We start from the raw sequence: 25,369 nt of genomic DNA on the forward strand, positions 1-25,369 counted from the left end.
TGAGGGTCTCGGCCCCCGCCGCTACTTCTTCTTTCGCCGTACCAGCGCGACGACGGTCACCACCGCCACACCCGCCGCGATCAGCATCGCGCGCTTGTCCCGCACCGGCTCGGGCGCCTTGTCCTGCCACACCTGCTGGGCCTGCTCGGCCTTCGCCTTGGCCTGCGCCGTCAGCTCCGAGGCCTTCGCCGCCGTCTGCTCCTTGAGCGCGGCGGCCTTCTCCTGCGTACGAGCCTTGACGTCCGCCTTGTCCGCCAGCGCCTGGACCGTGTCGCCCAGTTCGTGCCGGGTCTGCTCGACCTGGTCGCGCAGCTCCTCGGTGCTGGTGGCGGTGGGCTCGTCGTGGGGCGGCTGCGTCATCGCTTGGCACTCTCCTTGATCTCGGCCACGTCGGCCTTCACGCTGTCGATGGTCTGCTCCGGGGTGGGGGGAGCCGCCTGGCTGAACTCCTTCTTGCCGGTCAGCGCGAGGACGGCGGTGACCACGCCGAGAACGGCCGTCACGATCAACGCCGCCGCCCAGACCGGCAACGGCACCGCGAGGGCGGCGATCGCGGTCGCGACCAGCGCCTGAAGGGTCAGGAAACCGGCGAGCCCGGCGCCGCCGAAGAGGCCCCCGCCCTTGCCGTAACGCTTGCCCTTCTCCTTCATCTCCGCCTGCGCGAGCCGCATCTCGCCTCGCACCAGCTGCGTCAACTGCTCCGAGGCGCGCTGGACCAGCTCGCCGACGGGCTCCCCGGACGTACCGGCGGACACGGACACGGAGGTGGGGCCTGGTGTGTGCCTGGCTGCTGTCTCGTCCATCCTGGGTCCTCCTTTCTGTAGCGGTGCAGTACCCCCGGCCGACCAAGTACCCCCGAAAACGCAGAATTGACACGTCTTCGCCACGTCTCCGGCACGAGCGCTCCGCGCCCCGGACGCCGGGCCTCGGCGCGGGGGTCCATCGGAGGGGTGCCAGGGTTGACCTACTGTTGGCGGGGTATCCACTGTTGTCTTTACCGCCCCGTAGCAGTGATCTGCCTTTACCGCCCCGTCGCAGTGATCACCGAGGACACGCATGGACGTCGCCGACAACGGCATGGGGAACTCCCGCGCGGCCGGAGCGCCCGACCCTTCGGGCACCCCGCTCGGCGGTTTCCGCGCGGCCGCGCTCCTCATCGACGGGGACGGTCTCATCGCCGCTGCCAACGACGCGGCGTGCACGATGTTCCGCACGAGCGCCGACCAGCTGATCGGCGAGGACGCGCACGACCTCCTGCACCGGGACGACCACGGGCAGGCCATGCCCCGTACGCGCTGCCTGCTGCGGGCGGCGCTGCTGTCCGGGAACACCCAGCACGGCGACACGGAGTGGTTCGCCCGCAAGGACGGTTCCCTCATCCGCTCGTCATGGCTCGTCACTCCTCGCGCGGAGGGAGCGGACGGAACGGAGCCGGCGGGCACCTTCGTCCTCTTCTACGCGGCACACAGCGACGAGCCGGCCGGTGCCCCGGAGCCGCTGACCGAACTGGACCGCCTTGCGCTGCTCGCCGAGACGACGACCCAGCTCACCTCGACCCTCGACGTCGGCGAGGCGCTGCACCGCCTCGCCGCCCTGACCGTGCCGCGCCTCGCGGACTGGGCGGTGATCGACCTGGTCACCGACCGGGGCGAGGTGCGGCGCGCCCTCGTGGTCGAGCGCAAGGACGACCTGTTGGCCGAGCGGGACGACCTCCAGGGCCCCATGCCGCCCGTGCCCGAGGAGTCCCCCATGCCCCTGTCGCGGGCGCTGCGCGGCGCCGCGTCGTCGCTCGCCACACCGGCCACCTACCAGGGGCCGCCCGACTCCGGCATCGCCGTCGAGCAGAGCCGCCTCTTCACGGCGACCGGGATGCACAGCGCGGCCATCGCGCCCATCCGCGGCCTGCGCGACGTGCTGGGCGCGCTGACGCTGGGCCGCTCTCGGCGCCCCGACGCGTTCACCGCGGCCGACCTGCCGCTCCTGGAGGACGTGACACGGCGCGCGGGCCTCGCGCTCGACAACGCGCGCCTGTACGAGCGTCAGCGCAAGGTCGCCGAGACCATGCAGCGCCATCTGCTGCCCCAGCTGCCGACCGTGCCCGGGGTGGAGATGTGGGCGCGCTACGTGCCCGCGCCTGACGCGTCCGCCGTCGGCGGCGACTGGTACGACGCGTTCGCCCTGGCCGACGGGGACCACGCCCTGGCCATCGGGGACGTGGTCGGGCACGACCTGGACGCCGCGGCCGGGATGGCGCAGGTCCGCAACATGCTGCGGGCGTTCGCCTGGTCCCGCGCCGGGGCGGCGCCGAGCGCGATCGTCTCCCAGCTCGACGAGGCCGTGCGGCACATCGCCGAGGCGTCCATGGCGACGATGATCCTCGCCAGGCTGGCGGTCGACGAGGACGACGGCCTGTGGCGGCTGCACTGGACGAACGCCGGGCACCCGCCGCCGCTCCTCGTCCACCACGACGGCCGGGCCCGGTTCCTCACCGACGCGCACGGCCTTCTGCTCGGCACGGGGATCACCAGGACCCGGCCCGACGCGGTCGCCGTCCTGCCACCGCGCTCCACCCTCGTCCTCTACACGGACGGCCTCGTCGAGAGCCCGCACCGCTCCATCGACCACGGCCTCGACCAGCTGCGCCGGCACGCCGCCGCCCTCGCCCGGCGCCCGCTCGACTCGTTCTGCGACGCCTTGCTCGCCGAGGTCCGCCCGGACGACAACGAGGACGATGTCGCCATGCTCGTCGTGCGCACCCCCGCGGCAGCGGACTGAGAGCGGCGGATCAGCTCTGCCGCAGTCCGTGGAAGAGCAGGTCGACGAGGCGGCGCGGGTCGTAGCGGGGGTCGGTGTCGCGCCCGACGCACAGGTTGCCGATGCCGCGCAGCAGCTCGTAGGGCTGGACGCCCGGCCTGATCTGGCCCGCGCCCTCGGCGGCTTCGAGCAGCCGGGCGCAGACGGGCAGCAGGCGGTCGAGGAAGTAGGTGTGCAGCGCGGCGAAGCGCTCGCTGTCGGACTGCAGGGCGTCGGCGAGCCCGTGCTTGGTGACCAGGAAGTCGACGAAGAGGTCGGTCCACCGGCGCAGTGCGTCGAACGGCGTCTCCGCGCTGTCGAGCAGCGCGGGACCGGCCTCGGCGCAGGCCTCGATCTGATGCTCGTAGACGGCGGTGACGAGGTCGGCCCGGGTCGGGAAGTGCCGGTAGATCGTGGCCATCCCGACGCCCGCCCGCGCCGAGATCTGCCGGATCGGCGCGTCGACGCCGGCCGTCACGAACACCTCCGCGGCGGCGCCGAGCACCGCCTCCCGGTTGCGCTGGGCGTCGGCCCGCTTGCTCCGTACGGGCGGGTCGGTGGCCATGTCGCTCTCCTTCGACGCGCGCCGCGCCCCGGGGGCAAGGGGAGCGGCGTTCCGTTTCACGGGGTCACCGTAGCGGATGCGGTCGCGCGTTGAGCCGGGCGGCCTGGCGGGTCAGGTGGTCGCGCTCCGGGAGGTTGGGTGCCGAGCGGGCGGCCTGGGCGTACAGGCGGGCGGCGGTCGCCGGGTCGCCGTCGCGTTCGTGCAGGTAGGCGGCGACGGCGGCGTAGCGGGGCAGGGTCTCGTCGAGCTCCGCGAGGGCGGCGAGGCCCGCGCGGGCGCCGTCCGCCTCGCCGACCGCGACGGCCCGGTTGAGCCGGGCCACCGGGCTGTCGGTGAGGCGGACCAGCTCGTCGTACCACTCGACGATCTGCACCCAGTCGGTCTCCTCGGCGGCCTGGGCGTCGGCGTGCAGCGCGGCGACGGCGGCCTGGGCCTGGAACTCGCCGAGCCGGTCGCGGGCGAGGGCCGCCTGCAGGAGGGCGACGCCCTCGGCGATGAGCCGGGTGTCCCACCGCCCGCGGTCCTGTTCGGCGAGGGGTACGAGCCTGCCGTCGGCGTCGGTCCGGGCCGGGCGCCGGGCGTGGTGCAGCAGCATGAGGGCGAGCAGGCCCGCGACCTCCGGGTGCCGGGTGAGCGCCGCGAGCTGCCGGGTCAGCCGGATCGCCTCGGCCGCGAGGTCGACGTCGCCCGAATAGCCCTCGTTGAAGACGAGGTAGAGCACGCGCAGCACGGTGGCGACGTCGCCGTGCCGGTCGAGCCGGACGCCGGAGACGGTCCGCTTCGCCCTGCTGATGCGCTGGGCCATGGTCGGCTCCGGCACCAGGTACGCCTGGGCGATCTGCCGCGTGGTCAGGCCGCCGACGGCGCGCAGCGTGAGCGCGACGGCCGACGCCGGGGTCAGGGAGGGGTGCGCGCACAGGAAGTACAGCTGGAGCGTGTCGTCGACCGCCTCGCCGGGCCCGGGCGCGGGCTCGGCGTCGACCCGCTCCTCCCGGCGCCGCCGCGAGCCCTCGGCGCGGGCCGCGTCGAGGAACTTCCGCCAGGCCACGGTGGTCAGCCAGCCCCTGAGGTCCCTCGGCGCGTCGTCCGCCCCTGCGCGTACGGCCTCGACGAGGGCGTCCTGCACCGCGTCCTCGGCCGCCGCGAAGCCGGCTCCGCGCCGGACGAGGACACCGATGACGGCGGGCACCAGCTCCCGCAGCAGGGACTCGTTCACTCGGTCGGGCAGTGCTCGGCGTAGAACGGGCGCAGTTCGAGCCACTCGTGGATCGGCTCGCCGCCCGCGCCCGGCGCGGCGGACAGCTCACCGGCCAGCTCGACGGCGCGCTCGTACGTCTCGACGTCGATGACCATCCACCCGGCGATCAGGTCCTTGGTCTCCGCGAACGGCCCGTCGGTGACCGGCGGCCGCCCCTCGCCGTCGTGGCGGACGAACGTGCCCTCCGGGAGGAGCGCCCGGCTCTCGACGAACTCGCCGGTCTGCTCGAGGCGCGCGGCGAACTCGTTCATGTACCGCACGTGGGCCGTGACCTCCTCCGGCTTCCACTGGTCCATCGGTACGTCGTTGACCGGCGCGGGCGCGCCCCGGTAGTGCTTCAGCAGCAGGTACTTGGCCATGGTGTTCTCCTTGCCGAGGTAGGGCCATTGTGGCCGCGGTCGCCCCTGGGACGGAGCCGCGCGCGGATTCTCGACATCACTCCGGATTCTTTTTCGCGGACGGGCGCGCACCGGCCCGCGGGCTCTGACGTTCGCCACATGGCATGTTCGAATACATGTTCGGTATCGTTCTGGGTGGGAGGTGGCTGTGATGCCCAGGACTGACGTCGAGGCGACGGTGATGCACGTACGCGTGCCCGCGGGCCTGCCGGAGCCCGCCTACCGGGAGGTGCTCGAGGCGCTCGCGGAGATCTCGCCGGTGGTGCAGGCGCTGCCGCCGGGCGCCGCCGTCGTGGAGCTGCGCGGCGCGCTGCGCTACCACGGGGTGACCGCGCTGCGCCTGGCCGAGCGGGTGCGGGTGCGGTCGCTGGCCCGGCTCTCGGTCGACCTGCGGATCGGGCTCGCCCCGACCTGGGCGGTGGCGGCCACCGCCTCCGCGCAGGCGCCCGAGCACGGCGGCATCGTCGCCGTCGCGCCCGACGAGGTCGAGGACTTCCTCGCGCCGCTGCCGGTCACCGCCCTGCACGGCGTCGGGCCCGTGCAGGCCGCCGCGCTCACCGACTACGGCGTCCACACCGTCGGCATGCTCGCCGCGCTGCCGTCTGCCACCATCCAGCGGCTGCTCGGCGGCCGACCGGGGCGCCTCGCCCACGACCGGGCCCGCGGCATCGATCCGCGCCCGGTCACCCCGAGGACGCTGCCGATGTCGGCGGCCGTACGGCACCGGTTCGAGCGGCAGGTGATGGACGGCGCCACCGTCCGCGCCCGCCTCCTGGACCTGGTCGTCGAGCTCGCCGCCACCCTGCGCACCCGCGACCAGGTCGCCCGCGGCCTCACCCTGCAGCTCGACTTCGCCGCGGGCGCCCGCTGGACCAGGACCCTGCGGCTGCCCGAGGCGTCCGCCCACGACGAGGACCTGCGCACCGCCGCCTACCGGCTCATGGACCGCGCGGGCCTGCAGCGCGGCCGACTCGTCGGGCTGCTCGTCCGCGCCGAGGACCTGGTCGCCGCGGGCGCCGCGGCCGAGCAGATCAGCCTCGACCGCGGCCGCGAGATGCGGCTGCGCGCCGAACAGGCCGTCGACCGCGCCAACGAGCGCTTCGGCCGCGGCAGCGTCGGCCCCGCCGCCCTGCTGCACAAGGCGGCGTGACGGCCATGGAGGCCGACGCCGGGCAGGCGGCGGACGACCGGCTGACGCAGCTGGAGTTCCTCAAGCGCGTCCAGGAACGCGACCTCGCCCGCACGCAGCGCTGGATCGAGGACGAGAAGCGGCGCCGCGCGGAACACGCGCGCGGCGCGGTCGCCCGCCCCGAACCGCCCGAGTGGCTCCTGGAGGTGGGCTTGACGGGGCGCGCCGCCGTCTACGTCCACACCGGCGGCTGCCACATGGCCGGCAAGCGGTCACGGCCGATCACGGCGGACCAGGCGCGCGACGCGCTGCACAACGGACCGGTCCCGGCGTGCGTCCACTGCCGCCCCGACACGGCACTCGGTGTGGGCATCAACGGTTGAGCGGTGTGGTGGGCATCAACGGTTGAGCGGTGTGGGCATCAACAGTTGAGGATCCGACCGTCCCCGGCCGACCCGTCGCCGTCCGGTCGCTCATCGCTCCCATTCGGCCGAATGGCCGCCCGTCCGTGAGGTGGGGTGCGGGATGGGCACACGTCCCCCGTACTGGTCCAGACACACGTATTCACGGACGGGACGGTTGATGGCGACCACAGGTCAGGTACGGGCGGGCACGGAGCCCCGCGGCATCCAGCTCCCCGGCATCATTCTCGGAGTGGGGCTCGGCGGGTTCGTGGACGGCATCCTGCTGCACCAGCTCCTCCAGTGGCACCACATGCTCACCAGCACAAACACCGACCGGATCGGGGTGAAGTACTACCCCGCGAACACGGTCTCCGGGCTCGAGATGAACACCGTGTGGGACGGCGTCTTCCACGTCGTGTGCTGGGTGTCGGTCATCCTCGGCCTCGGCATCCTGTAAGCGCGGGTCACCCACGACCGCCGCCGGGTGTGGACCTCACGTGTGCTGTGGGGCTGGATCCTCGTCGGCTGGGGTGTGTTCAACCTCGTCGAGGGCCTCCTCGACCACCAGATCCTCGGCATCCATCATGTGCGCGGGGGCCCGCACCAGGTGTGGTGGGACATGGCGTTCCTGCTCCTCGGTGTTCTCCTGATCGCCGGCGGCTACCTGTTGCAGCGCTCGGGGCGCCCCTTCGACCCCGACGCGGAACACACGGACGCCGAGCTCACCGCCCGGCAGGTGTGATGAACCACGACACGCACGAGCACCTGCGCGACTCCGGCGCGGGCGGCGATGTGTGGGCCGTCCTGCTGCCCGCCCTCGCCATAGCCCTGCTCGCCTGCGCCTACCTCCTCCTGACCGTACGGGCCCGCCGCTGCAACCCCGTCCAGGGCTGGAGCCACCCGCGTACCGCGGCATTCCTGACCGGGTGTCTGCTGCTCGCCGTGGCGCTGCTGCCGCCGCTGGCCCCCTTCGCCCACGGGGACTTCCGCGGACACATGGCGCAACACATGCTCGTCGGCATGTTCGCGCCGCTCGGCCTCGTCCTCGGCGCACCGGTCAGCCTGGTGCTGCGCACCCTGCCCGCGGCCCGCGCCCGCACGCTGACCGCCGTGCTGCACAGCCGCCCGGCACGCGTCGTCGCCCACCCGGTCGTCGCGCTCGTCCTGAGCACGGGCACGCTCGCGGTCCTCTACTTCACCCCGCTCTACAACGCGACGATGGACCGGCCCGTCCTGCACTGGCTGATGCACGTTCACTTCCTGCTGTCGGGCTGCCTGTTCGCGTGGGTCGTCGCGGGACCCGACCCCGCGCCCGCCAGGCCGGGGGTGCCCGCGCGGCTCGTCGTCCTCGGCGTCGCCGTCGCCGCGCACGCCACGATCTCCCAGCTCATGTACGGCGGCTTCCTCATCGACGTCCGCGCGCCGGTCGACGAGGTACAGGCCGGCGCCCAGCTCATGTACTACGGCGGCGACATCGCCGAACTGCTCCTCGCCGCGGCGCTCGTCGCGACATGGCGGCCCGAGCGCCGCCGGCGGGCACGGACCGGCGCCGTCACGGCCTGACGGTCCGGCGGCCGCCCGCCTCACTGCCGAAGCGGGCCCGGCCGGTCAGCCGGCGCCTCCACACGTGCGCTCGCACGCGCGGACGGTCGTGCGCGCGGACGCGCGGGCCGACACGTCCAGTCTCGTCGGGAAATTCGTGCGGACAAGGGGCCAAGTGGCCCGCTTTTCCGACAAACGGCAGGGTAGGGACGTACCCATGAGGACGGGACGATGAGCGACAAGACCGAAGAACACCTCCTGGACGGGCTGAGCGTCGACAACTCCCAGCCGGAGCGGCCCATACTCCTCGACGAGGACGGCCGCCCGCTGCGGACCTGGCGCGAGAACTATCCGTACACGCGAAAACTGAGGCGCGCGGAGTACGAACGGCAAAAACGCCTTCTGCAGATCGAGCTGCTCAAACTGCAGAAGTCGATCCGCGATCAGGGGCAGCGCGTCATGGTCCTCTGCGAGGGACGCGACGCGGCCGGCAAGGGCGGCACCATCAAACGCTTCACCGAGCGGCTCAACCCCCGTGGCGCGCGCGTGGTCGCCCTGGACAAGCCGACCGAGCGGGAGGCGGGCCAGTGGTACTTCCAGCGCTACGTCACGCATCTGCCGAGCGCCGGTGAGATCGTCTTCTTCGACCGCTCCTGGTACAACCGCGCGGGTGTCGAGCCCGTCATGGGCTTCTGCACCCCGCAGGAGCACCACCAGTTCCTTCAGCAGGCTCCGCGGTTCGAGAAGATGCTCACCGACGACGGCATCGTCCTCATCAAGTTCTGGTTCTCCGTCTCCCGCGCGGAGCAGCGCACACGGTTCGCGATACGGCAGGTCGACCCCGTACGCCAGTGGAAGCTCTCCCCCACCGACGTCGCCTCCCTCGACCTGTGGGACGCCTACACCAAGGCGAAGGTGGAGATGTTCCGGGCCACGGACACCGACCACGCGCCGTGGACCGTCGTGAAGACCAACGACAAGCGCCGCGGACGCCTGGAGGCCATGCGCCACCTGTTGCTGCGGTGCGACTACGAGTCCCGGGACGACGACGCGGTCGGCAAGCTGGACCCGCTCGTCGTCGGCCCCGCCGACACCCTCCTCGAATCGGGCGAGGACCCGACGGACCTGTCGCCCAGCAGGATCGCCGGTCACGTCGAGGGGAGGGGCCAGCACCCCTAGGACTGCCCCGGCCCGCCTACCCGAAGCGGGAGGGCGGGGCGCCGAAGGCGCGGGTGAAGGCCGCGGTGAACGCGGCGGGCGAGGCGTAGCCGAGCCGCCCCGCGACCGCGGTCACGCTCTCCGTCGTCAGGAGCGGCAGGCTCGCGAGGAGCCGGGCGCGGGCCCGCCAGGTCGCGGGGCTCGCGCCGGTCAGCTCGCGAAAGCGGCGGTCGAACGTGCGGGTGCTCATCGCCGCGGAGCGCGCCCACTCCGTGTTGGTGAGCGCGACGTCGGGCGCGGCCAGATAGGCACGGCACAGCGCACGGAACGGCTCGTCGCGCGGCAGGGAGATCGCGAACGGTACGGGCGCCATGCGGCGCACTTCGTGCAGGGCGAGGCGGACGAGGGTCCCGTCGCGCCCCGCGGTGTCGTAGTCAGCGCCGAGGTCGTTCGCCGCGCGGAGCAGCTCCCGCAGCAGCGGGCCGACCTCGATGACCGTGCAGGACGCGGGCCACCAGGGGACGGCGTCCGGCTCGATGTAGAGGCTCCAGGTGGTGACGCCGAGCATCCGGATCTCGTGCGGCACGCGCGCGGGGATCAGCACGGCCCGGTCGGTGGGGACCGTCCACGCGCCGTCGTCGGTCTCCACCTGCATCGCGCCGGTCGCGCCGTAGAGCAGCTGCGCCCGCCGGTGCGTGTGGCGCCGGAGCAGGAAGTCCGGCGGATAGTCGGTGCCGATGGGCAGTACGTCCACGGGCAGGTGGTCGTAGGCGTCGACGGAGACGTTGCGCACGGCGGGCAGTCTAGGCGGTGGTGGCCGAGACGCGAAGGTTCTGGTCGTGATGTCGATTGCTGGTCAGCGCGGCGGCGCGATGCAATCGAGCGGTGCCTCCCACGCAACTCTCCCTCGCCCTCCTGCTCCTCATCGGCCTCCTCGTCGGCGTCACCACCGTCCTGTTCGGTTTCGGCGGCGGCTTCGTGACCGTACCGGTGATCACCGTGGCGGACGCCGCGCTCGGCGGGGACGCGGTCCGCGTCGCCACCGCGACATCGGCCCTGGTCATGCTCGTCAACGCCGTCGTGGCCACCCTCGCCACCCGCCGCGAGGTGCTCGCCCGTCTACGCGGGCGCGCGCCGCTGTTCGTCCTGCTCGGCCTCGGCGGCGCGCTCGGCGCCGCCGCCGCACGGATCGCCCCCGGCGCCGTCCTCCGCTGGGGCTTCGTGCTCTACGTGGCGGTGACCGCGGCCGATCTGCTCGCCCGGCCGGGGTTCCTCCGGCCGGCCCCCGCTACGCCCGCCGCGCCGCGCGCCCAAGGACTGCCCACCGGCCTCGGGCTGCCGATCGGCGGGGTCGCCGCCTTCCTCGGGGTCGGCGGCAGCGTGATGACCGTGCCGCTGATGCGGCGCGCGGGCGCGCCGATGCCGGTCGCCGCCGCGCTCGCGAACCCGCTCACCCTCGTGATCGTCGCGCCCGCGCTGCTCGTCTCGCTGCTCACGCGCGGGCCCGTACCGTCCGGCGCGGGGCTCGTGGGGCTCGTGGGGTCGGTGGACGTCGTCTCGGCGCTCGCACTGCTCACCGGTTCGCTGCCGGTGGTCGTGGCGCTGCGGCGGCGCCCGCCGCACATCCCCGAGGCGGTGCACGCGGGGACGTACGTCGCCCTGCTGGTGGCGGCCGGGGCCACGGTCGCGGTCACGGGCTGAGCCGGTCACGGGCTGAGCCGGTCACGGGCCGAGCCCGCGCGCTCAGCGGGGCCTGCGGATGCGGATCGGGCCCCGGACCTCCTGCGCCGGGACGGGCTCGCCGCCCTGGGTGATCTCGACCTCGCCCGCCTCGACCAGGCGCCGGGCGGCGCGGCGCGCGGGCTCCATCAGCTCGCGCCAGCCCTCGTCCTCGCCCTCGTAGACCTCGCGTGCGGCGTCGGACGGGCAGATCGAGGAGGTGGGGGCGCGGCGGTCGAGGAGGTCGATGATGGCTCGCTCAAGGCGCCGCCGGGTCCGTGCGTCCCCAGCTTGTCCGCCGCTGTCGTCGCTCATCGTTCCAGTGTCACACCGGCGTCCGCCGGAAGCCTCGTTGTCGGACCGGACCTCGTTGCCGGACCTCGTTGTCAGTGCCTCCCCCTAGAGTGAAAACAACATTCGGGGAGCTCCTGAGGGGGAGGCGGAATCATGTCCGCACGCAGGATTCAGCAGAAGATTCAGCACAAGGTGAATCACGTCGCGCTGGTCGTGGACTGTTCGGGTTCCATGCGTCCGCACCAGAATCAACTGGTGCGGGTCGTGGACGAGTTCGTGGCCGGACTGAAGGCCGAATCGGACAGCCTCGGGCACGAGACCCGGATCAGCCTCTATTCCTTCGACCACCGCGTCGAGAATCTGGTCTGGGACATGGATGTGAAACACCTTCCGTCCATGCGCGGGCTTTACGAGGTGGTCGGTGGCGCCACCGCGCTCATCGAGGCGTCGGTGAAGTCCCTGGACGACCTGGAGCACATCTGGGAGGAATACGGGGAGCACAGTTTCCTCCAGATCGTGGTGACGGACGGCGAGGAGAACGCGTCGGGCGGCGACCGGCGCCACGACGGCGACATGCGCGTCCTCGGCCCCTGGCTCGACCGCATCACGGCGAAGATGGGCGCGCTGCCCGGCCACTGGACCTCCGCGATCCTCGTGCCGAACTCCCTGGCCAAGCGCACCGCGCAGAACTACGGCTTCCCCGCGGGCAACATCGCGATCTGGGACGCGGACTCCCAGGAGGGCGTCGAGGAGGCCATCGGCACGGTGCGCAAGGCGGCCACGAGCTTCCTGCGGGGGCGGGAGCAAGGGGTGCGCGGCACAAAGAACCTCTTCGCCGTCGGCCAGGACATATCCGTCGACGACGTGCGCGCGAGTCTCGACCCGATCCCGGCCGACAAGTACCGGCTCCTCAAAGTCGACCAGGAAATGGACATCCGCTCCTTCGTCAACTCGCATCCGGGCGTGACGTACGAGCGCGGCGCCTGCTATTACCAACTCGGCGCCCGCGTCCAGGTGCAGCCGGACAAAGAAGTCGTCGTCGTCGAGAAGGACACGGACCGCGCCTATACGGGAGACGCGGCACGCAGCCTTCTCTTCGGCACGGGGGTACGGGGAACCGTCTCGGTGAAGGCGGGAAACAATCCGAAGCTGGAGGTCTACGTCCAGAGCCGCTCGGTGAACCGGAAACTCAAGCCGAATACACGTTTGCTCATCATGCTCTGACCGTCGTGCCGGAAATGCGGAGCGGTTTACGAGGACGGCGTGAGGGCGCGCAGCCGCTGGTCCAGTTCCCGCTGGTAGAAGTCGATGAAGCCGTCGGGGTCGGGCCCGGCGTTCTGCATCACGAGCCGGTCGAACCCGGCGTCCACGAAGGGCTGCGCCACCTCGACGTAGCGGGCCGGATCGGAGCCGCACGCGAACTTGGCGAGGATGTCCTCCTTGCGGACGGTGGTCGTCGCCGCCTCGAAGTTGGCCGGGTTGGGCAGCTCGCTCATGACCTTCCAGCCTGTGACCGCCCAGCGGGAGGTGTCGAGCGCGGCCTGCGCGCCCGTGTCCTCGTCGGGGGCCCACGCCATGGGCACCTCGACGTAGCGCGGCCCGTCGCCGCCCGCCGCACGGTAGGCGTCGACGATGTCGCTCCTGTCCTCGGTCGCGAACAGCCCGTCGCCCAGTTCCGCGGCGATCCGGGCGGAGAGCGGTCCGCCGGCCGCCACCGCGATGACGGGCGCCTCCTGCGGCAGGTCGAAGACGCGGGCGTCGTCGAGGTGCAGGAACGTGCCGTGATAGGAGCGGTAGCCGCCGCTCCAGAGCAGCCGGATGATCTCCAGGGCCTCGCGCAGCAGGGTGTGCCGCTCGGGCACCGAGTTCGGGAAGCCGTGGCCGGTGACGTGCTCGTTGAGCCGTTCGCCGGAGCCGACGCCGAGGGTGAAGCGGCCGTCGGAGAGCAGCGCGAGCGTCGCGGCCGCCTGGGCGATGATCGCCGGGTGGTAGCGGACGGTCGGGCAGGTCACGCCGGTGGCGAGGCCGATGCGCTCGGTCTTCGCCGCGATCGACCCGAAGACGGTCCAGGCGAAGGGCGAGTGTCCCTGCACGTCCAGCCAAGGGTGGTAGTGGTCGCTCATCTCCACGAAGTCGAAGCCCGCCTGTTCGGCGAGGACGGCCTGGCGAACCAGTTCGTCGGGGCCGAACGCCTCCGCGGCCAGCTTGTAGCCGATCTGCACCTTGTCCTCTTTCCCGCCGAAGGTTTTCCGCCGAAGGTTTCCCGCCGAAGGCCGTGCTCCGCCGTGCTCCATGCCGGAGTCCGACCGGCCGGAAGCGTTGCATACGCTGACAAATGGGTCCGGTCCTCACGCTGCCACGCCGACGGCGGACCCGCATGTCACCGGGGTGCGTCCGGTCATGGGGACGCTCGTACGTCCGGCCGCGCGTCCGGCGATCCGTCCGGCGATACGTCCGGTCGGGTCCGCCACGTCGCACACGTACGCGTCCCGCCCGCCCCGGGCGCCCCCGTCGTCGTACGTTTCACCCCTCACCCTGCGGCAAGGCGCCGAGAGGACATGATCTTCGCGAGCGCCGCGGCGGCACACGCCACGTCGTTCGCCGGCGGACAGGAGAACCAGGTGCGGGAGAACCGCGACAACGCCGGTACGAGGGCGGAGGCGGGCCACGTGCGGCGGCGCGCGCTGTTCGCCGCGGGGGCCGCGGGCGCCGCCGCCCTGGCCGTGGGGTGCGGCACGTCCGACGCCCGGGAGAGCGGCGCGGGCTCCGCGTCGGGGACCTCGTCGAAACCGGCCGCGCCGAGTTCACGCTCCGCATCACCGCGGCCCACCCGCCGGCGACCCGAACTGCCGCGCGGCGGGCGCCAGATCTTCCCCGAGCACCGGCTCGTCGGCTACTGCGGGCTGCCCGGCGCCGCCGCCCTGGGCCGCCTCGGCACCGGCGACCTGGACGACCGCGTCTCGGAGATCGAACGGCGGGGCCGCGCCTACGCGGACGGCCGTACGGTGCTGCCCGTCCTCGAACTGCTCGCGGTCGTCGCCAACGCGAGCCCCGGACCCGACGGCATGTACCGCAGCCGCACCTCCGACGCCACGATCCGCACCTTCCACAAGGCCGCCCGCGACCACAAGGCGCTGCTCCTGCTGAACATCCAGCCGGGCCGCGCCTCCGCCCTCGACGAGGTCAAGGCGTTGCGCGCGTGGCTGGCCGAGCCGGACGTCGGCATCGCCCTCGACCCGGAGTGGGAGATGGGTCCCGGGCAGGTCCCGGGTGACAGCTACGGCCGCACGAGCGGCGCCGAACTCACCCGCATAGCCGCGTATCTCGCCTCCCTCGTGGCGGAGCACGACCTCCCGGAGAAGGTGTTCGTCTACCACCAGGTCGCCGAGTCGGTCGTCCAGGACGAGCGGCGGCTGAAGATCCCGGACGGGGTGGCCGTCGTCAAGAGCGCCGACGGGATCGGCTCGCCGCACCTCAAGCGCGAGACCTGGAAGCGGCTCGTCGACACGCTCCCGCCGGGCCTGCACACCGGGTTCAAGCTGTTCTTCGAGGAGGACGCGGAGGGCGGCAGCCGCCTCATGACACCGGACGAGGTGCTGGCCCTGTCCCCGCGCCCGGGTTACGTCATGTACGAATGAGGCGCCGGTGGAGGCGGGTGACCATGGCGCACACCCCCGGCAGGAGCACCGGCGGCACCAGGAGCAGCGCCAGGCCGAGGGGCAGGACCTTCATCAGCACGCCGGTGCTCCACACGTTGCCGTCGCTGATCCGCAGCATGGCGAGCCCGGCGACATGGACGAGCGGCGCGACCGCGTACATGGCGAGGCGCACGAAGAGCACGGCCGCCGCGGTGACCAGGACGACCACGCCGAGCGCGCGCCACCGTACGCGCCGGGTCAGCACCCAGGAGCGGTACAGCGCGGCGAACGGGGTGCGGCCCCCGACGACCGTCTCGGCGGTGGCCACCACGAGGCGGGAGTACAGCAGCGGCCCGAGACACGCCATGGCGACCGGGAACAGCCAGTCCGCCCACGCCGCGTCGTCGCGTCCCGCGCGGTACCCCCACGCATAGGCGGTGAGTTCCGCGGCGCCCACCGCGGACCAGGTCAGCGCGTTGACCACGAAGGCGGCGGGCAGGCGGCGACGGCTGCGCCGCCACAACTCGCCGCTGGAGAGCGGGCGGCCGTCGCCCGCCGCGTGCGCCGCGTCGACCGCGTACGCGCCGAGCAGGGCCGAGACGACGAGGAGCGCGAGGACCGCCAGCAGCGGCGTCACGACGAAGAAGATCCTGGCCAGTTCCTCGATCGAGCCCTCGGCGTAGGCGTAGTAGGAGTCCTCGTTGGCGATGTTGCGGTCCGCGTACTCCCGGACATTGCCGAAGGTGTCCCAGGCGGCGGCGAAGCCGCCCGCCAGGATCGCGCAGCCGAGCACCGCTGTCAGGGCGGAGACCCACAGGGTGTATCCGTACAGCGCGCTCGGCCGTCGTCCGTCGTCTCGCATGGGCTGGTCCGACCTCCGCACGGTTCCGTGGTGACGGTGATCAAGACGCGGTGTGGGGCGCGCGGGGTTCCCGGGCGCGGGCTCAGGCGACGGGCGGCAGCGCCAGCCACTCCTGCCAGCTGAGGTCGCGGCCGATGTACCGCGGCTGCCGGAAGGGCCAGTCGGCGGCGATCCACCGCGGCACCAGCGCGTCGAGTGCCCGCTCCTCCGCGCTGCCCACGAGGTCGTCCACCACCCACCAGGAGATCTCCCCGTCGGCGCCCGCGCGCTCGGGCGGGTCGACGTAGACACAGCCGAGGAGCGCCGTCTCGTCCTCGTTCAGGAGGGCGTAGTTGAACGACGCGTGGGCCGCTATCTCCTTCTCGTGACGCAGCAGGTCGACGCGGTCCTCGTCGTAGGTCATGGTCTCCGCGGGCCAGCCCCAGGCGGGGCCGAAGATCTCGAACAGGCGCTCGCGCGAGCCCATGACCGCCGGGTAGTCGATCGGGGTGTCGGCCTCACGGATCGGCCGCAGGTGCAGCGCGGTGGTGGGCACGGGGACGTGGACGGGGTGGACGAAGTCGTCGGGGAGCCAGCTCATGAGGGGCGAGAGTACCGTCGGCCGCGCCGCGGGCCGACCGGTTTTACGGCCGGTCGCGGAGCGGCCCGTAACTCGTTGTGCCGGCCCCTCGTGTCACGCCCCCTCAGGTCATGTCGGCCCCTCGTGTCACGCCGGCCCCTCAGGTCATGTCGGCACCTCAGGTCAGGTCGGCACCTCGGCTCACGCCAGCACCTCATGGTTGGCCCAGGCCACCTTGTACGGGTGCCGTGCCTGCCAGTGCGCGATGACCTCGTGCAGGGCGGGCACGGCGAACGCCTTGGCGAGACTGTCCATGTCGGCCACGGCGAACCGCACCACGACGGTGGCGATCATCGCCGGGATGGCCTCCTCCCCCGCGACGGGCAGATGGCGGCGGGCCGCGAAGGATTGGACGAGGCCACTGTCGGCCATGACGCGTTCGATGTCCGCGAGGTACTGGTCAAGATCGGTGTCGGGCGGGGTCTCGTCGAAGGAGACGATCATCGTGTGCTGGATCATGTGGTCATTCTTGGCCGCTGCGCGCAGGACCGTCCAAGACCGGTCGGACATCCGGCGATAACCTGCGGGCATGGATGAGCTGGAGACCCGGGAGCTCCGTTACGTCATCGCGGTCGCCGAGGAACTGCACTTCGGGCGGGCCGCCGAGCGGCTCTCGATCGCCCAGCCTGCGCTGTCGAAGGCGATCCGGCGCGTCGAGTCCCGCCTCGGCGTCCCGCTGTTCGTCCGCTCCAGCCGGCACGTCGAGCTGACCCCGGCGGGCGAGGCGCTGCTCGAACACGGACGGCACGCGCTGAACGCGGTCGGCGCCGCCGTCCGCAGAGCCCGCGCCGCCGGGGACAGCCGGGCCCCGTTGCGACTCGTCCTGAAGCCCGGCGGCGACGCGGGCCTGCTGTCCGCGCTGCTCGCCGCGTACGCCCAGGAGCCTGCCGCGCGGCGGGTCGACATCCTGTTCAGCGGCCCGGCCGACCGGACCGACTTCCTGCGCGACGGGCGGGCCGACGTGGGCCTGCTCTACTCGCCGTTCGATGACCTGGACGGGCTCGACCACGAACCGCTGCACACCGAGGACCGGGTGGCCGTGGTCCCGGCCGGACACCGGCTCGCCGGGCCCGCGGCCGTGCGGGTCTCCGACCTGGAGGGCGAGACGCTGCCGCGCTGGCGGGGCGTCCCTGGCGTGCCCGGTGGCGGCGGGAGCGGCCCCGAGGTCGCCGACGTGGTCCAGCTCCTGCACATGATCACGACGGGGCGGATGATCGCCGTGCTGCCCCGCTCGCTGGTCGACCCGCTCCCGCCCGGTCTGGTCGCCGTGCCGGTGACCGACGCACCGGCCAGCACGCTCGTCCTCGCCTGGAACGAACGGGACCGCCGGCCCGCGGTCGCCTCCTTCGTCGCCGCCGCGCAAAGCCTTGGCGCGAGGAGCCCGGCGTGATCAGCGCCACACCCGTAGAGGCGTCCGCGCGGGATTGAGGGGCAAGATCGGGGACACTCCACCACAGGATGTGCTGCGGGGGCGGTCATTTTCACTGGGGAGTGTCAGACCGCCCCCGCACCACTCTGTCCGGGCGCGGCCGTCGAGCCGCGCGGGATGAGCGTCGGCCTCGCCACCGGGTGCGCCGGGACCCGCTCCCCCGCCAGGACGGCGTGGAGCGTGCGGGCGACGTCGGCGCCGAAGGCGTGCACGTCATGGCTCATCGCGGAGAGCGCCGGATGGGTCAGGCGGCACAGCTGCGAATCGTCCCAGGCCAGCAGGGAGAGGTCGGCGGGGACACGGAGACCCAGCTCGGCGGCGACGGAGAGCCCGGCGACCGCCATCAGGTCGTTGTCGTAGATGATCGCCGTGGGGCGGCGCGCGGCGGTGAGCAGCGAGCGGGTGGCCCTGGCGCCCGAGGCGCCGGAGAAGTCCGTGTCGAGCTGCGGTCCCCTGCCGAGCCCGAGTCCGGTCATGGTCCGGGTGAACGCGGTGCGGCGGATCACGCTGTGCCCCAACTCCGGCGCGCCGCCCACCCGGGCGATGGCGCGGTGCCCCAGCGCGGCGAGGTAGCGCACCGCTTCGCCGACGGCCGTGGCGTCGTCGGTCCAGCGGGAGAGGAACGGCCGCGTCAGGGACGGATGGCCGACGGCGACGGCCGGGATCCCGGTCCGGGCGAGGACGGGCCCGCGCGGATCGTGTTCGCGGAAGTCGACCAGGACGGAGCCCGCGATCTGCCGGGTCCGCCACCAGTGGCGTTGCAGGTCGATCTCCTCGTCCAGGGTCTTCACCAGGCGCAGCAGGACGGCGCCGCGGCGGTCCGCCTCGCGGGGGTTCGAGACGACGCTCTCCAGACCGGAGACGAACTCCATGTAGAAGGGTTCCAGGCCGAGTTGGCGCGCGGGCCGCCGGACGACGAGGCCGATCGTGCCCGCGCCCCGCCGGCCGCGCGGCCCCGCCGCACGGCGCGGACGCCAGCCCAGGGCGTCGGCGGCGGCGAGGACGCGGGCCCGGGTCGCGTCGGACAGACCCGGCTTGTCGTTGACGGCCAGGGAGACGGCGGCACGGGAGACCCCGGCGTGGGCCGCGACGTCGTGAATGGTGACCCGTTGCTCGTCCATGAGGGGTTCACCATAGACCGGTTGAGTCGGCATTGGCCCAGCTGCACGGCGCAGTGGGCAGGGAAATCCCTTGCATTACTTGCATTTTACTTAACTTGCTCAACTGCTAGACAACGATGTCGGCGGTGTGCAGAGTGTGCCGCCAGCACGGTCCTCGTCCACTCCCCCTCGGAGCCTCGACCACTCCCCCTCGGAAAGGAACCCGTCCCCATGAGCACTGCTCTGCACAGAAAACCCCTGACGCGGGCGCGCGGGCTCGCGCTGCTCGTCGCCTTCGCCCTGTCCGCTCTCGTGGCCGTGACGCTCGCCCCCGACGCGGAGGCGTTCCCCAGCCGCTCCCGGCAGCAGGTGATCGACTACCTGAAGTCCATCAGCGGCTCGAACATCGTCTCCGGGCAGCACAACAAGGAACCGGCCAGCAACCCGGGCCAGTACACCCAGCAGGTCAAGGACGTCACCGGCCAGTACCCGGGCCTGTGGGGCGGTGACCTGATGTTCAACGCCACGGACGTGGCCAACCGTCAGCGCGTGATCGACCAGGCGAAGACCGAGTGGAACAACGGCTCTCTCGTGGCTCTGACCTGGCACGTGTGCCCGCCGACCATGGGCAGCTCCTGTGCGTTCGAGGGCGGCGTCAAGTCGAGCGTCAGCGACACCCAGTTCAACCAGATCGTCACCGACGGCACGTCGCTCAACACCGCGTGGAAGCGCCGCCTCGACGAAGCGGTGCCCTACCTCAACCAGTTGAAGAGCGCGGGCGTGCCCGTTCTCTTCCGGCCGCTGCACGAGATGAACGAGACCTGGAACTGGTGGGGCCACCGCCCCGGCGCCAACGGCAGCGCGAAGCTCTACAAGATCACCCACGACTACCTCGTCGGCAAGGGCCTGTCCAACCTGATCTGGGTGTGGAACGTCCAGGACAACCCGGCGGGCGGCTGGTCGGACTACTACCCGGGGTCGAGCTACGTGGACGTCGTCTCCCTCGACGTCTGGTACAAGAGCTACCCCAGCTCGTCGGACTACTCGCAGATGCAGTCCATCGCGGCGGGCAAGCCGATCGCCCTCGCCGAGATGGGCAAGATCCCCAACGCCTCGCTGCTCGACAGCCAGACCCGCTGGGCCTACTTCATGATGTGGTCGGAGCAGCTGCGGGGGAACAACTCCAACGCGGAGCTCCAGGCCGGCTACTTCCACCCGCGCGTCCTCAACCAGGGTGAGGTGAAGCTGTAGACACCCGGCACACATGTGTGTGGCCCGTCCCCTCGGGGGCGGGCCACACACATGTGTCCGGTCGGTCAGTCGCGCCGGGCGCGCGGCGCCGCCGTCGAGGCGCGCGGTGTCAGCGACGGCATGGGCACCGGGTGGGACGTGACGGTCTTCCCCTCGATGAGGTCGAACAGCGCCCGGGTGACATCGGCGCCGAAGCCGTGCACGTCATGGCTCATCGCCGACAGGGTCGGGTGGGTGAGCCGGCACAGCTGCGAGTCGTCCCAGGCGAGCAGCGACAGCTCGTCCGGCACGGAGACACCCATCTCGGCCGCCACCCCGAGCCCGGCCACCGCCATGATGTCGTTGTCGTAGACGATCGCGGTGGGCCGCTCGGCGCGCAGCAGCAGCGAGCGGGTGGCCCGCGCTCCTTCCTCACCGGCGAAGCCGGACGCCATCTGGAGCGAACCGTCGAGCCCGAGGGACTCCAGGGTCGTGCGGAACGCCTCCTCGCGGATGGCGCTGTGGCCCAGCGCCTCGGGCCCGCCGACCCGGCCGATCCTGCGGTGGCCGAGGGCGGCGAGATAGCGGACGGCCTCGGCCATGGCGGTGGCGTCGTCCGTCCACACCGAGGGGATGCCGCCGGTCAGATCGGGGTGGCCGACGGCGACCGCCGGCATACCGAGCTCCCTGAGCGGTCCGATGCGCGGGTCGTCCTGGTCGAAGTCGACGAGGACGGACCCGCCGACCTGCCGCTCGCGCCACCACGTCTGCTGGAGTTCGATCTCCTCCTCCCTGCTGCTGACCAGGCGGAGCAGCAGGGAGCAGGAGCGCTCGGCGAGGACGGACTCGATGCCGGAGATGAACTCCATGTAGAACGGTTCGAGCCCGAGGAGCCGGGCCGGTCGGCAGATCGCCAGGCCGACCGTGTCCGTGTGCTGCCGGGAGAGGCTGCGGGCCGACGAGTTCGGCGCCCAGCCCATCTCCCGGGCCACCGCGAAGATCCGTTCCCGGGTCGCGTCGGAGAGCCCCGGTTTGTGGTTGAACGCGATGGACACCGCGCCCTTGGAGACTCCGGCGGCGGCCGCGACGTCCTTGATGGTGACGCGCTGCGTGGGTGCGCTCACGCGGGTTCCACGCAGAAGAGGGCCGCCCGGACGGTGTTGGCGCCCGCGCCCCGCGTGCCGTGCACACGGATGCGGGTGGTCTCACCGGGCAGCAGGGTGACCAGGCCGCGCTCGGCCCGGGCGTGCGGGTCGATGCGGTCGGCCTGGAGGAGCAGGTCGCGGACGAGGGTCTGGGCGGTCACCACGACGTCGACTGTATCCCGCTCCCGGCCGACGGTCTCGACGGCGATGTCGAACCGGGGCTCCGGGTAGTCGAAGTCCTTGTCGCGCGCCTCGAAGTGGAGGGCGCGCAGCCCGTCTGCGTCGGCGACGAGGTACTCCTTGGCGGAGCCGGTCGCCGGAGTGACCTCCGGCGGCACGGGCAGCCGTACGGTTTCGCGTGCTCCGGCGCTCAGGCCGACGCAGACACGGGCGGCGAGCGTGCCGTCGGCGCGCATCAGGCGCAGGGTCACGTCGCAGCTCCACGGGGTGCCGCCCTGGTTGGACAGGACGAGTTCGGGCCCCTCGGCGCCGGGCTGCACGGTGAGCAGGCGGTCGGCGTAGAGGCGGCGCAGCTCGTGGTAGAGCGGCTTGAGGCGGCCGTCACCGTCGATCGCGGCCCAGGAGCTGACCGGCCAGCAGTCGTTGATCTGCCAGACGACGGTGCCGGCGCAGCGCGGCCAGTGGGCGCGCCAGTGCTCGATGCCGGTGGCGACGGCGCGGGCCTGGATCACCTGGGTGAGGTAGTGCCAGCGGTCGAAGTCGCCCTCGGGCAGGGTGAAGTGGCGGGCGACGCCGCGGTTCAGCTTGCCGTTGCCGTCCTCGGCCTTCTGGTGGTGGAGCACGCCGGGCGAGTCGGGGGCGAGGTCCTCGCCGGGCAGGGCGCGGCGCAGGGTGGCTATGGCCGGGGGCGCCTGCCAGCCGAACTCGGAGACGAAGCGCGGCACGTCGGCGCGGTACTCGGTGAAGTCCTGCCGGTTCCACACCTCCCACGAGTGGTAGGTGCCGTGGTCGGCGTCGTTGGGGTGGTGGTCCCAGGACCCCGACCAGGGGCTGCCCGCCATGTAGGGGCGGGTGGGATCGAGTTCGGCGACGACGCGGGGCAGCAGGCCGAGGTAGTAGCCCTCGCCCCAGGAGTTCCCGGCGAGCTCCTCCTCCCAGTCCCAGTCGCGGAAGCCCCACAGGTTCTCGTTGTTGCCGTTCCAGGCGACGAGGCTGGCGTGCGGCATGAGGCGGACGACGTTGTCGCGGGCCTCGGCCTCGACCTCGCCGCGCAGCGGCTGCTCCTCGGGGTAGGCGGCGCAGGCGAAGAGGAAGTCCTGCCAGACCATGAGGCCGAGTTCGTCGCAGGTGTCGTAGAAGGCCTCGTCCTCGTAGATGCCGCCGCCCCAGACGCGGACCAGGTCGACGTGGGCGGCGGCGGTCTGTTCGAGGCGGGTGCGGTAGCGCTCCGGGGTGATGCGGGAGGGCAGGACGTCGTCGGGGATCCAGTTGACGCCGCGCACGAAGATACGTGTGCCGTTGACGACGAAGGTGAATCCGGTGCCCTCCTCGTCGGCGGAGCGGTCGATCTCGATCGTGCGGAAGCCGACGCGCCGCTGCCAGGTGTCGAGCTGCTCGCCGTCGGCGGTGAGCGTCAACTCGACCTCGTAGAGCGGCTGTTCGCCGTAGCCACGCGGCCACCACAGGTCGACGCCGGGAACGTCGAGGACGAGGGTGAGGGTGTCGCCGTCGGTCTCGGCGGTGGCCGTGACCCCGGCGACCGTGGCGTGCGCGGCGAGGTGGCGTCCGGCGCCGGTCGCGGTGCGCTCCAGGTCGACGCGGAGTTCCACGCGGCCGTCGGCGCCGTCGACGGTGACCAGCGGGCGGACCTGGGCGATCCGGGCGGTCGACCAGCGTTCGAGCCGGACCTGACGCCACATGCCGGCGGTGACGACGGTCGGGCCCCAGTCCCAGCCGAAGCTGCACGCCATCTTGCGGATGTACTGGAACGGTTCGGGATAGGCGTTGGGCCGCTCCCCCGTCAGCGCCTTGACGGCGTGCGCCTCGTCGTAGGCGGAGTCGAAGGTGACGGTCAACGGGCCGGAACGCCCCGTGACGTCGAAGCGGTAGGTACGGTGCATGTTGCGGGTGCGGCCCAACTCCGCGCCGTTTAGAGCTATATGGGCGACGGTGTCCAGGCCGTCGAAGACGAGGTCCGTGCGCTCGAAGGCGGCGCCCGCGGTCTCCTCGGCCGGCAGGTCGCGCGTGTAGGTCCAGGCACGGCGGCCCACCCAGGCGATGTACTGCTCGTTCCGCCCGATGAACGGGTCCGGAATCAGGTCGGCGGCGAGCAGGTCGGCATGGATGCAGCCGGGGACCTGGGCGGCGATGCGCGTCCCTTCGTGCTCGAGACTCCATCCCTCGCTGAGCTGGGCGGTGGCCTTCATAGGGCGACTCCAATCGGACGGACGCGGGCCCGCTTCGTATGCGACGTCCGCCAACCTAACCCCTGGTTCATTAACCGGTCTAGTCCTCGTTTAGTGCTGGGGCCACCTACATAGCGCCTGGTGAAGCGCTTGCCAGCAGCCGCTCACACCAGGACACGGTAACGATTGGGTATCGCGGCGGAAATCGAGGCTTTACCGGTTCATAGATGGCTGACATAGTGCCGTCAGCCCGCTGGGCCTGAGCCGTGACCCTTGGAAGGAGTTGGGCACATGAGGACGAAGCCGCTGAGCGCGATGGCGCTGGCCGCCGCACTGCTGACCGTCGCGGGGTGCGGCGGCGGAGGGAGCGCCTCGGGAGAGGCGGCCGAGTCTCCCTCCGACCCCGCCAAGGTGTCGGGCACCATCACGGTGCTGACCAACCGCACCGATCTCGTGCAGGACGGCACGATGAAGAAGTACGCCGCCGAGTTCAGGAAGACGTACCCCAAGGTCGACGTGAAGTTCCAGGGCATCACCGACTACGAGGGGGAGGTGAAGATCCGGATGAACACCGAGAACTACGGCGACGTCCTGCTGATCCCCGGCGCGATCGCCAAGGGCGACTACCCGAAGTTCTTCGCCCCGCTCGGCGACACCAGGGACATGGTCAAGAGGTACCGCTTCACCGGCAAGACGGACGTCGAGGGGAAGACGTACGGCATAGCCAACTTCGGGACCGCCAACGGCTTCGTCTACAACAAGGCCGTCTGGAAGAAGGCGGGCATCGAGGAGTGGCCGGCCACTCCGAAGGAGTTCCTGGACGACCTGAAGCGGGTGAAGGACAAGACCGGCGCCGCGTACTACACCAACTTCAAGGACGGCTGGCCGCTGAGCGGCGCCTGGACCAACAACGTCGGCTCGGTGACCTGCGACGGCAAGGCGTGGGACGCGCTGGCCTCGGCCGACAAGCCGTGGGCGGCCGGCAGCGAGCTGAACACCGTCGACCAGCTGCTCTACGACATCGTGCACGACAAGCTCGCGGAGAAGGACCCGACCACCACCAACTGGGAGGACTCCAAGACCCAGCTGGCCAAGGGCAGGATCAGCAGCATGATGCTCGGCTCCTGGGCGGTCAACCAGATGCGCGGCGCCGCGTCGGCCGCCGGTCAGGACCCGGACGACATCGGCTTCATGCCGTTCCCCGCGCAGAAGGACGGGAAGTTCTGCGCCACGCTCGTCTCCGACTACCAGCTCGCCGTGAACACGCACTCGGACCACAAGCCGGCCGCGCGCGCCTGGATCGACTGGTTCACCGAGAAGTCCGGTTTCGCGGCCAAGGAGGGCGGTGTCTCGGCGCTCACCTCCATCAGCTTCCCCGACGTCCTGAAGCCCTTCCAGGACAACGATGTCACGCTCATCGAGCGCTCCGAGGCGAAGACGGAGCAGGTCAACGCGATCGACGACGCCGCCGAGATCGGTCTCTCCAAGCCGGACTACCGGCAGAAGCTGATCGACCTCGCGCGCGGCGCCCAGCAGGGGTCCGTCGAGGACTACTTCGCCGACCTGGACAAGCGCTGGGCCGAGGCGGCCTCGGTCGCCGGGAACTGACCGCCGGCGCACCGCGCCACCCGCGCACGCGCACGGGGCCCGCGCTCTCGCCTGCGGGCCGGGCCCCCGTCCGCCAGTCGCTCGTCCCGCTCGTCGCGGACCACGAAAGGGC

General features: G+C 72.0%; 25 protein-coding genes and 1 pseudogene. 12 read left to right on the top strand and 14 right to left on the bottom strand.

What is annotated here, in order from left to right; genetic code table 11:
- Window positions 1–21: 21 nt before the first annotated feature.
- Both C1N81_RS09280 and C1N81_RS09285 read right to left on the bottom strand, forming a co-directional pair.
- The gene (locus C1N81_RS09280) at window positions 22–360 is read right to left on the bottom strand and encodes a DUF3618 domain-containing protein (RefSeq protein ID WP_394428269.1); all 339 of its coding nucleotides are present in this window, start codon (window positions 358–360) and stop codon (window positions 22–24) included.
- Complete coding sequence (locus C1N81_RS09285; protein ID WP_394428270.1) at window positions 357–803, bottom strand: phage holin family protein; 447 nt, start codon at window positions 801–803, stop codon at window positions 357–359. Before C1N81_RS09285 ends, C1N81_RS09280 begins: the two co-directional genes overlap by 4 nt.
- Window positions 804–1,056: 253 nt before the next feature.
- Here C1N81_RS09285 and C1N81_RS09290 point away from each other — a divergent pair, with 253 nt between their 5' ends.
- Window positions 1,057–2,775 (top strand): SpoIIE family protein phosphatase, encoded by a 1,719-nt coding sequence (locus tag C1N81_RS09290; protein ID WP_394428271.1) that lies wholly within the window; start codon window positions 1,057–1,059, stop codon window positions 2,773–2,775.
- Window positions 2,776–2,785: 10 nt separating this feature from the next.
- On the opposite strand, the gene C1N81_RS09295 is transcribed toward C1N81_RS09290, so the two are convergent.
- The 3 genes from C1N81_RS09295 to C1N81_RS09305 all read right to left on the bottom strand — a co-directional run bounded on the left by C1N81_RS09295 (window position 2,786) and on the right by C1N81_RS09305 (window position 4,975).
- Window positions 2,786–3,358, bottom strand: coding sequence for a TetR/AcrR family transcriptional regulator (locus C1N81_RS09295; RefSeq protein ID WP_394428272.1), 573 nt, complete (start codon window positions 3,356–3,358; stop codon window positions 2,786–2,788).
- A gap of 64 nt (window positions 3,359–3,422) precedes the next feature.
- Window positions 3,423–4,574 carry an RNA polymerase sigma factor gene (locus C1N81_RS09300; RefSeq protein ID WP_394428273.1) on the bottom strand — a complete coding sequence of 384 codons (1,152 nt, stop codon included), beginning with the start codon at window positions 4,572–4,574 and terminating at the stop codon, window positions 3,423–3,425.
- Window positions 4,571–4,975 (bottom strand): YciI family protein, encoded by a 405-nt coding sequence (locus C1N81_RS09305; protein ID WP_394428274.1) that lies wholly within the window; start codon window positions 4,973–4,975, stop codon window positions 4,571–4,573. Before C1N81_RS09305 ends, C1N81_RS09300 begins: the two co-directional genes overlap by 4 nt.
- Before the next feature lie 190 nt (window positions 4,976–5,165).
- Between C1N81_RS09305 and C1N81_RS09310 the strand changes: the two genes are divergently transcribed.
- The 5 genes and pseudogenes from C1N81_RS09310 (at window position 5,166) to ppk2 (ending at window position 9,268) form a co-directional block, all read left to right on the top strand.
- Window positions 5,166–6,164: a DNA polymerase Y family protein gene (locus C1N81_RS09310; protein WP_394428275.1), complete on the top strand. Its 999-nt coding sequence runs from the start codon at window positions 5,166–5,168 to the stop codon at window positions 6,162–6,164.
- 5 nt (window positions 6,165–6,169) lie between these two features.
- Window positions 6,170–6,526 carry a DUF6233 domain-containing protein gene (locus tag C1N81_RS09315; protein WP_394437828.1) on the top strand — a complete coding sequence of 119 codons (357 nt, stop codon included), beginning with the start codon at window positions 6,170–6,172 and terminating at the stop codon, window positions 6,524–6,526.
- Window positions 6,527–6,725: 199 nt separating this feature from the next.
- A pseudogene (locus C1N81_RS09320) lies at window positions 6,726–7,289 on the top strand (DUF2243 domain-containing protein).
- Complete coding sequence (locus tag C1N81_RS09325) at window positions 7,289–8,110, top strand: cytochrome c oxidase assembly protein (protein ID WP_394428276.1); 822 nt, start codon at window positions 7,289–7,291, stop codon at window positions 8,108–8,110. The pseudogene C1N81_RS09320 and the gene C1N81_RS09325 overlap by 1 nt, the downstream one beginning before the upstream one ends.
- A gap of 210 nt (window positions 8,111–8,320) precedes the next feature.
- Window positions 8,321–9,268: a polyphosphate kinase 2 gene (gene ppk2, locus C1N81_RS09330; RefSeq protein WP_394428277.1), complete on the top strand. Its 948-nt coding sequence runs from the start codon at window positions 8,321–8,323 to the stop codon at window positions 9,266–9,268.
- Window positions 9,269–9,284: 16 nt separating this feature from the next.
- Here the strand turns inward: ppk2 and C1N81_RS09335 are convergent, their stop codons facing one another.
- The gene (locus C1N81_RS09335; protein ID WP_394428278.1) at window positions 9,285–10,040 is read right to left on the bottom strand and encodes an AraC family transcriptional regulator; all 756 of its coding nucleotides are present in this window, start codon (window positions 10,038–10,040) and stop codon (window positions 9,285–9,287) included.
- A gap of 92 nt (window positions 10,041–10,132) precedes the next feature.
- Between C1N81_RS09335 and C1N81_RS09340 the strand changes: the two genes are divergently transcribed.
- On the top strand, window positions 10,133–10,948 hold the full coding sequence (locus C1N81_RS09340) for a TSUP family transporter (protein ID WP_394428279.1): 816 nt from the start codon (window positions 10,133–10,135) through the stop codon (window positions 10,946–10,948).
- Between the two features lie 42 nt (window positions 10,949–10,990).
- Here the strand turns inward: C1N81_RS09340 and C1N81_RS09345 are convergent, their stop codons facing one another.
- Window positions 10,991–11,281: a DUF3253 domain-containing protein gene (locus C1N81_RS09345; protein WP_394428280.1), complete on the bottom strand. Its 291-nt coding sequence runs from the start codon at window positions 11,279–11,281 to the stop codon at window positions 10,991–10,993.
- A gap of 132 nt (window positions 11,282–11,413) precedes the next feature.
- On the opposite strand from C1N81_RS09345, the gene C1N81_RS09350 reads away from it, so the two are divergent.
- The gene (locus C1N81_RS09350; RefSeq protein ID WP_394428281.1) at window positions 11,414–12,484 is read left to right on the top strand and encodes a vWA domain-containing protein; all 1,071 of its coding nucleotides are present in this window, start codon (window positions 11,414–11,416) and stop codon (window positions 12,482–12,484) included.
- Window positions 12,485–12,510: 26 nt separating this feature from the next.
- On the opposite strand, the gene C1N81_RS09355 is transcribed toward C1N81_RS09350, so the two are convergent.
- A complete protein-coding gene (locus tag C1N81_RS09355) occupies window positions 12,511–13,482 on the bottom strand; it encodes a TIGR03557 family F420-dependent LLM class oxidoreductase (RefSeq protein WP_394428282.1) in 972 nt (323 codons plus the stop codon).
- Between the two features lie 336 nt (window positions 13,483–13,818).
- Between C1N81_RS09355 and C1N81_RS09360 the strand changes: the two genes are divergently transcribed.
- Entirely contained in the window at window positions 13,819–14,898 is a 1,080-nt protein-coding gene (locus tag C1N81_RS09360) for a hypothetical protein (RefSeq protein ID WP_394428283.1), read from the top strand.
- Here the strand turns inward: C1N81_RS09360 and C1N81_RS09365 are convergent.
- The 3 genes from C1N81_RS09365 to C1N81_RS09375 all read right to left on the bottom strand — a co-directional run bounded on the left by C1N81_RS09365 (window position 14,885) and on the right by C1N81_RS09375 (window position 16,838).
- The gene (locus tag C1N81_RS09365) at window positions 14,885–15,760 is read right to left on the bottom strand and encodes a hypothetical protein (protein WP_394428284.1); all 876 of its coding nucleotides are present in this window, start codon (window positions 15,758–15,760) and stop codon (window positions 14,885–14,887) included. The genes C1N81_RS09360 and C1N81_RS09365 overlap by 14 nt on opposite strands.
- 82 nt (window positions 15,761–15,842) lie before the next feature.
- Complete coding sequence (locus C1N81_RS09370) at window positions 15,843–16,340, bottom strand: N-acetyltransferase (RefSeq protein ID WP_394428285.1); 498 nt, start codon at window positions 16,338–16,340, stop codon at window positions 15,843–15,845.
- 180 nt (window positions 16,341–16,520) lie between these two features.
- Window positions 16,521–16,838, bottom strand: coding sequence for a hypothetical protein (locus C1N81_RS09375; protein ID WP_394428286.1), 318 nt, complete (start codon window positions 16,836–16,838; stop codon window positions 16,521–16,523).
- Window positions 16,839–16,908: 70 nt separating this feature from the next.
- Here C1N81_RS09375 and C1N81_RS09380 point away from each other — a divergent pair, with 70 nt between their 5' ends.
- Window positions 16,909–17,769, top strand: coding sequence for a LysR family transcriptional regulator (locus tag C1N81_RS09380; RefSeq protein WP_394428287.1), 861 nt, complete (start codon window positions 16,909–16,911; stop codon window positions 17,767–17,769).
- A 104-nt stretch (window positions 17,770–17,873) separates the two neighbouring features.
- Here C1N81_RS09380 and C1N81_RS09385 read toward each other — a convergent pair whose 3' ends face one another.
- The gene (locus C1N81_RS09385; protein WP_394428288.1) at window positions 17,874–18,929 is read right to left on the bottom strand and encodes a LacI family DNA-binding transcriptional regulator; all 1,056 of its coding nucleotides are present in this window, start codon (window positions 18,927–18,929) and stop codon (window positions 17,874–17,876) included.
- A 210-nt stretch (window positions 18,930–19,139) separates the two neighbouring features.
- Here C1N81_RS09385 and C1N81_RS09390 point away from each other — a divergent pair, with 210 nt between their 5' ends.
- A complete protein-coding gene (locus C1N81_RS09390; RefSeq protein WP_394428289.1) occupies window positions 19,140–20,159 on the top strand; it encodes a glycosyl hydrolase in 1,020 nt (339 codons plus the stop codon).
- 65 nt (window positions 20,160–20,224) lie between these two features.
- On the opposite strand, the gene C1N81_RS09395 is transcribed toward C1N81_RS09390, so the two are convergent.
- Together C1N81_RS09395 and C1N81_RS09400 are read right to left on the bottom strand one after the other, a co-directional pair.
- On the bottom strand, window positions 20,225–21,262 hold the full coding sequence (locus C1N81_RS09395; RefSeq protein ID WP_394428290.1) for a LacI family DNA-binding transcriptional regulator: 1,038 nt from the start codon (window positions 21,260–21,262) through the stop codon (window positions 20,225–20,227).
- The gene (locus C1N81_RS09400; RefSeq protein ID WP_394428291.1) at window positions 21,259–23,670 is read right to left on the bottom strand and encodes a glycoside hydrolase family 2 protein; all 2,412 of its coding nucleotides are present in this window, start codon (window positions 23,668–23,670) and stop codon (window positions 21,259–21,261) included. Before C1N81_RS09400 ends, C1N81_RS09395 begins: the two co-directional genes overlap by 4 nt.
- 270 nt (window positions 23,671–23,940) lie before the next feature.
- Between C1N81_RS09400 and C1N81_RS09405 the strand changes: the two genes are divergently transcribed.
- Window positions 23,941–25,257: an ABC transporter substrate-binding protein gene (locus tag C1N81_RS09405; protein WP_394428292.1), complete on the top strand. Its 1,317-nt coding sequence runs from the start codon at window positions 23,941–23,943 to the stop codon at window positions 25,255–25,257.
- Window positions 25,258–25,369: the final 112 nt, after the last annotated feature.

This window comes from Streptomyces sp. SGAir0957, from assembly GCF_043523415.1.

Coding starts and splice junctions, on each gene's coding strand:
- C1N81_RS09280 (WP_394428269.1), bottom strand. CDS start 360: ATGACGCAGCCGCCCCACGACGAGCCCACCGCCACCAGCACCGAGGAG.
- C1N81_RS09285 (WP_394428270.1), bottom strand. CDS start 803: ATGGACGAGACAGCAGCCAGGCACACACCAGGCCCCACCTCCGTGTCC.
- C1N81_RS09290 (WP_394428271.1), top strand. CDS start 1,057: ATGGACGTCGCCGACAACGGCATGGGGAACTCCCGCGCGGCCGGAGCG.
- C1N81_RS09295 (WP_394428272.1), bottom strand. CDS start 3,358: ATGGCCACCGACCCGCCCGTACGGAGCAAGCGGGCCGACGCCCAGCGC.
- C1N81_RS09305 (WP_394428274.1), bottom strand. CDS start 4,975: ATGGCCAAGTACCTGCTGCTGAAGCACTACCGGGGCGCGCCCGCGCCG.
- C1N81_RS09310 (WP_394428275.1), top strand. CDS start 5,166: ATGCCCAGGACTGACGTCGAGGCGACGGTGATGCACGTACGCGTGCCC.
- C1N81_RS09315 (WP_394437828.1), top strand. CDS start 6,170: ATGGAGGCCGACGCCGGGCAGGCGGCGGACGACCGGCTGACGCAGCTG.
- C1N81_RS09325 (WP_394428276.1), top strand. CDS start 7,289: ATGAACCACGACACGCACGAGCACCTGCGCGACTCCGGCGCGGGCGGC.
- ppk2 (WP_394428277.1), top strand. CDS start 8,321: ATGAGCGACAAGACCGAAGAACACCTCCTGGACGGGCTGAGCGTCGAC.
- C1N81_RS09345 (WP_394428280.1), bottom strand. CDS start 11,281: ATGAGCGACGACAGCGGCGGACAAGCTGGGGACGCACGGACCCGGCGG.
- C1N81_RS09350 (WP_394428281.1), top strand. CDS start 11,414: ATGTCCGCACGCAGGATTCAGCAGAAGATTCAGCACAAGGTGAATCAC.
- C1N81_RS09360 (WP_394428283.1), top strand. CDS start 13,819: ATGATCTTCGCGAGCGCCGCGGCGGCACACGCCACGTCGTTCGCCGGC.
- C1N81_RS09365 (WP_394428284.1), bottom strand. CDS start 15,760: ATGCGAGACGACGGACGACGGCCGAGCGCGCTGTACGGATACACCCTG.
- C1N81_RS09370 (WP_394428285.1), bottom strand. CDS start 16,340: ATGAGCTGGCTCCCCGACGACTTCGTCCACCCCGTCCACGTCCCCGTG.
- C1N81_RS09375 (WP_394428286.1), bottom strand. CDS start 16,838: ATGATCCAGCACACGATGATCGTCTCCTTCGACGAGACCCCGCCCGAC.
- C1N81_RS09380 (WP_394428287.1), top strand. CDS start 16,909: ATGGATGAGCTGGAGACCCGGGAGCTCCGTTACGTCATCGCGGTCGCC.
- C1N81_RS09385 (WP_394428288.1), bottom strand. CDS start 18,929: ATGGACGAGCAACGGGTCACCATTCACGACGTCGCGGCCCACGCCGGG.
- C1N81_RS09390 (WP_394428289.1), top strand. CDS start 19,140: ATGAGCACTGCTCTGCACAGAAAACCCCTGACGCGGGCGCGCGGGCTC.
- C1N81_RS09400 (WP_394428291.1), bottom strand. CDS start 23,670: ATGAAGGCCACCGCCCAGCTCAGCGAGGGATGGAGTCTCGAGCACGAA.
- C1N81_RS09405 (WP_394428292.1), top strand. CDS start 23,941: ATGAGGACGAAGCCGCTGAGCGCGATGGCGCTGGCCGCCGCACTGCTG.